This window comes from Streptomyces alkaliphilus, assembly GCF_014141535.1.
Taxonomy (GTDB): Bacteria; Actinomycetota; Actinomycetes; order Streptomycetales; family Streptomycetaceae; genus Streptomyces; species Streptomyces alkaliphilus.
In genome coordinates this window covers 1-3,535 of sequence record NZ_VKHT01000544.1, presented here as the reverse complement: position 1 = coordinate 3,535, position 3,535 = coordinate 1, and the positions used below count along the sequence as shown (strand labels likewise).

Genomic DNA, 3,535 nt, shown 5'->3' with positions numbered 1-3,535 from the left:
GTCCCGGCCGGTCGGCGAACGGAAGGTCCATCGGCCCACCCGCCGATGGGCCTTTGTCGTGGAACGACAGGGGAAAGGGGGAACGACAGGGGAAAGACCGACCCGTCAATACGGGCGGGGCGGTCATTGCGATCGGGAGTCCGGCCCCGTCGAGGATTCTCCGCACGTGGGCGGCCTCTTGGGGGAGGTTGTGCGCCATGGCGTTCCACGGGATGCCGTGGTCGACGGCACCGTAGTCGTGGGCGACGAGGTCGCGCATGCCTTTCATCGCGCGCCACCGAACCTCGGGGTGGGCCGTGGTGAAGTCGTTGGCCGGCCGGGCGACGGCCTCACCGATGCGGTGAAGGATCGCCTCGCCGGAGAGTCGGAGCATCTCGTCGGCGTCGTGGGCTTCACGGCCTCGTGCGACGAGCCGGGCGGCGGTGGCGGCGAAGTCGAGAAAGTCGTGAAGAGTCTGCCGGGTGCGTGCGTCGAGGGGCTCTTGGTCGGGTGATCCGGGTTGGGACGCGGTCACAGGGGTTTCGCTTCCGCCGCGATGGAGGCGTGGCTTTCGCGCAGTCCATCCGCGCTGACGACATCGACTTTCACGCCGAGGGTGTCTTCGAGGTCCCGGGCCAGTTCGATCCGGTCGAACAGGGAGGCGTCGGGAGCGAAGGTCACCAGCAGGTCGAGGTCGCTGCCGGGGCGGTGCTCGCCGCGGGCGACGGATCCGAAGACCTTCACGCTGAGCGCCTTGTGGTGTGCGGCGAGTGCTTTCACCTTGGCCTTGTGTCGGGCGAGTGCCACGGAGGCGCGCGGTCCGGCGGCGGCCGGGCGCGCCAGCATCCTCGGGGAAGGGTGGCGCGTGCCGTTTTCGTATGCCGCGATGTCGGGCTGGGCCACCCCCGACAACTCGGCGAGCTCCCGTTGGGTCAGTCCGGCGGCCCTGCGGATGTCGGCAAGCTGCGAGGCGGGACTCTGTGACGCCATGGCAGCCTCCTCCCATCCGTATATCAAGGACATCGCGACAGTGCGGAGGGGGGCCGGACGGTGCACGGGGGCGATCGCCGTGGCCGGCGTCACGACGGTGCGCCCGGCCACCACGTACGAAAGCCTCCTGACAGGATCCTGTCAGGAGGCTTCTGTGTATGGTGGCTGGGGCCGGGGTCGAACCGGCGACCTTCCGCTTTTCAGGCGGCGTCTGTCCTGAGCAGGGCTTTAAGGGTGCGGCTCGTGATGGGTTCGGGTGTCTGCGGTTGTACGCCCCTGTTGGCGTACGCGTGGGCGTACGCCAACGCCCATCCCTTCGCGCGAGTCCCCGCCACCGTGACCCTCATGTGAACTCGTACTGAAGCTCATAAAGGTGCCCGGCCTTGGTCATCAAGGTGACCTCGATCGGTCGCTCATCGTCGCTGTACACCACTCGCAGCGTACGAAGGACCGGTAGGTCAGTGGGCAGTCTCAGCGCTTCGTACTGTTCCTGCGTGGGGATCCGCGCGGACACCCGGTCCACGGTGAGCCGGGGCGGGAACCCCATTTCCGCGAGCAGAGTGGGCGTGCCGCCCTTGATCTTTCGCTGATCGGCGAGCGCGGTTCCCCGGGCGATCTCGATCGGATAGTAGGAGGCCACCAGCTCCACCGGTTCCCCGTCGTGCGAGAGGACCTGGTGCCGAACAATGGCGGTTCCCTCTTCCGGGAGCTCCATGGCCATGGCGACGTCTGCCGGCGGGCGGCATTCCGCGACATCGAGCAGTTGGATGCTGCCGCGCTTCCCTCTCTTGCCGGCCTCCGTGAGCCAGCGGTAGGGCTTGCCCGCTTCTGCGGGGGCGCCGAAGTCGGCCGGACGGATGGTCTCTTGGCGGTGCTCCCGAACGGTCACGGCGGCTCCTGCCCGGCCGACCACGAGCCGTTCATCCTTGAGGACCTGGAGCGCCTTCTGCACGGTCGCGTTCGACGCCTTGAACCGCTCCTTCAGCCGGAGCGTTGACGGGAGGCTCGCGCCGGGGCGCAGATCGCCGGACATGATCTCGTCGCGGAGATCCGCTGCGATCCGCTCGTGAAGCGGGCGACGATCAACCGCGTCTTCGTCTGCCTTGGGCACCTTTGATCAACCAACCTTCATCTCGTAGCGAAGCCGCTGGATGGTTGCAGGGAAGACGGATACATCCACCTGGAACGGAGCCGAAGCGTCTGCCGTGCGGCGGATCAGCTCCAGAACGGGAACGCCCGGCGCGAGTGCCAACATGGTCCGCTCGCTCTCCTCCGGCATCCGGGCCCGCACGTCCTCCCGGACAATCCGGGCGATGTACCCAAGCTCGGCCAACAGACTTACCGCCCCTCCGGGGATCTTGGTGGGTTCGGCCAGGCGCGTACCTCCTGCGATGGCCATCGGGTAGTAGGTGTTCGTCAGCTCTGTGGCCTCTCCATCGAGGTAGATGGTCCTGCGGCGTTCGATGACTGCCGAACCCTCGACCACACCGAGAGCTGCGGCAACCTCGGCCGGTGCCGGCACTTGGAGCGCATGAACGATGCGTTGAGTGCCCCGACGGCCCTTCTTCGCGGCCTCCTCGCTCCACGCGTCCTGTTCACCCGGCTTCCGTGGCCGCACGTATGGCGCGGACGCGTGTACCCACTCATTGCCGCTCACCAGCGTCTCCCATCTGGTTCAGGCGTCTCTACAACCTTGCTGCTTTACACAGTAAGCGCATCGACTGACAGGGCATCCTTGCCGCTATTCGCGAATAGCGGTACGGTCCTCGTGTTCCGCTCAGCGCAAGCAGAGCAGAGCAGCGCAGGGCCTTCTTTGGGCTGCCCTGCGCAGTGCCCGGAGGTGTCCCGTGAAACGGCGCCGAAGGAAGCACCCGGTCCTTGAGAACTGAACAGACGTGGGTCACCGCCTCCCCGACGAAAGGCGGTAGATCGGCCTCTCACCTGTGGTGATGCCGGTCGCTTGAAGGACTTGTGCGGGCTCTGATGCCTGCCCGATCCGCCGGTCCGGTACCGGCGGTGAGGGGAGCTGTCAGCTCCGCGAAACCAGACGGCCCCGGAGGGTGCTGGAACACCGGCCGGGGCCTGGACCACCCACACCTAACCGAACTAGGGAGTGATCCTGCCGTGGATCGTATCGCCACCACCGCGCCGACCGAGAAGGAGCGCGAGGAGCAGCGGCGCGAGGAGTTGCGGCGCAAGGTCGCCGAGCGCAACGCCCAGTCCCGCCGCGACGCCCAGCTCAAGAGCACCCGCTGACCGTCCGACCATCCAGCCCACCACACGGCGCCCCGCCCCGATCCGGGGCGGGGCGCCGTGTGGTGTGTCCGACAGGAGAGACCTGCTGTGAAGAGCTTCATCGGTCGGCACGAGGTGCGCGACCACAACGACTACCTCGAACTCTCGCTTGGCACCGACCCGGACCTGTGGTTGGGCGTGGAGGGGGAGAGCGTGAGCGAGCGGGCGGCCCGGCTGGACGCCGGGTTGGACATCCTCGCCGATGACCCGGACCTGGCCCCGGCCGTGGTCGCGGTCATCACCGAGGCCATCGCCCACCGCCCCGGCCCCC

At 67.7% G+C, this 3,535-nt stretch carries 6 protein-coding genes; 2 read left to right on the top strand and 4 right to left on the bottom strand.

Annotated elements, in window-relative coordinates:
- The 4 genes from FNQ90_RS28705 to FNQ90_RS16395 form a co-directional block, all read right to left on the bottom strand.
- On the bottom strand, window positions 1-373 hold a 373-nt coding region (locus FNQ90_RS28705; protein ID WP_407699378.1), incomplete at its 3' end, for a HepT-like ribonuclease domain-containing protein.
- A 137-nt stretch (window positions 374-510) separates the two neighbouring features.
- Complete coding sequence (locus FNQ90_RS16405) at window positions 511-969, bottom strand: nucleotidyltransferase domain-containing protein (RefSeq protein ID WP_182607070.1); 459 nt, start codon at window positions 967-969, stop codon at window positions 511-513.
- A gap of 343 nt (window positions 970-1,312) precedes the next feature.
- Window positions 1,313-2,080 carry a GntR family transcriptional regulator gene (locus FNQ90_RS16400; protein WP_182607069.1) on the bottom strand — a complete coding sequence of 256 codons (768 nt, stop codon included), beginning with the start codon at window positions 2,078-2,080 and terminating at the stop codon, window positions 1,313-1,315.
- Between the two features lie 6 nt (window positions 2,081-2,086).
- Window positions 2,087-2,626 (bottom strand): UTRA domain-containing protein, encoded by a 540-nt coding sequence (locus FNQ90_RS16395; RefSeq protein ID WP_182607068.1) that lies wholly within the window; start codon window positions 2,624-2,626, stop codon window positions 2,087-2,089.
- Window positions 2,627-3,093: 467 nt separating this feature from the next.
- Between FNQ90_RS16395 and FNQ90_RS28190 the strand changes: the two genes are divergently transcribed.
- Both FNQ90_RS28190 and FNQ90_RS16390 read left to right on the top strand, forming a co-directional pair.
- The gene (locus FNQ90_RS28190; protein WP_267133061.1) at window positions 3,094-3,225 is read left to right on the top strand and encodes a hypothetical protein; all 132 of its coding nucleotides are present in this window, start codon (window positions 3,094-3,096) and stop codon (window positions 3,223-3,225) included.
- An 87-nt stretch (window positions 3,226-3,312) separates the two neighbouring features.
- The coding region (locus tag FNQ90_RS16390) for a hypothetical protein (protein ID WP_182607067.1) at window positions 3,313-3,535 on the top strand (223 nt) is incomplete at its 3' end.